This window comes from Aphanothece microscopica RSMan92 (assembly GCF_046613545.2).
In the GTDB taxonomy this organism is placed as follows: Bacteria; Cyanobacteriota; Cyanobacteriia; order PCC-6307; family Cyanobiaceae; genus NIES-981.
Window position 1 is genome coordinate 1 of the sequence record NZ_JBKKKY020000556.1, and the last position, 439, is coordinate 439.

Here is a 439-nt window from a genome sequence, read left to right on the forward strand (position 1 = left end):
GACAGCCCGCATAGGTACAGCGTCGTCATCGCCTCTTCCCACAGGCCCGTGGCGGCGATCAGCGCGGGCACGATGCCCGCCAGTGCCGCCAGCCGCGCGCCCCCCAGACGCCAGCCCGCAAAGGCAAGGATCAGCGCCACGCCCAGCCAGGGCAGGCCCAGCAGGAACCGCTTGACCGGCACCAGAAGGTGGACCAGCAGCGCGTTCTTCACGCCCTCCAGCGTGTCGAAGTAATGCACGTTGATCCAGCCGATCAGCCGCGACAGCGCATCGCCCGTCGACAGTTCCCATCCCGGCGGAAAGGCCGTGGTGGCAGGCAGCGCCAGCCCCGCCAGCGTGGCCGCAGCGACCAGCACCAGCGATGCCGCCAGATAGGGATGGCGCGCCAGCCACCCGCCGGGGGGCGGGGGCATGTCCAGCGCGGCGCGCGCGGCGGCGG

General features: G+C 72.4%; 1 protein-coding gene. It reads right to left on the minus strand.

Annotated features, from left to right (window positions below; translation table 11 throughout):
* Positions 1-413, minus strand: a 413-nt coding sequence (locus ACLD7X_RS19030; RefSeq protein ID WP_425625525.1) for an ABC transporter permease, incomplete at its 3' end; no start/stop codon positions are given.
* Positions 414-439: the final 26 nt, after the last annotated feature.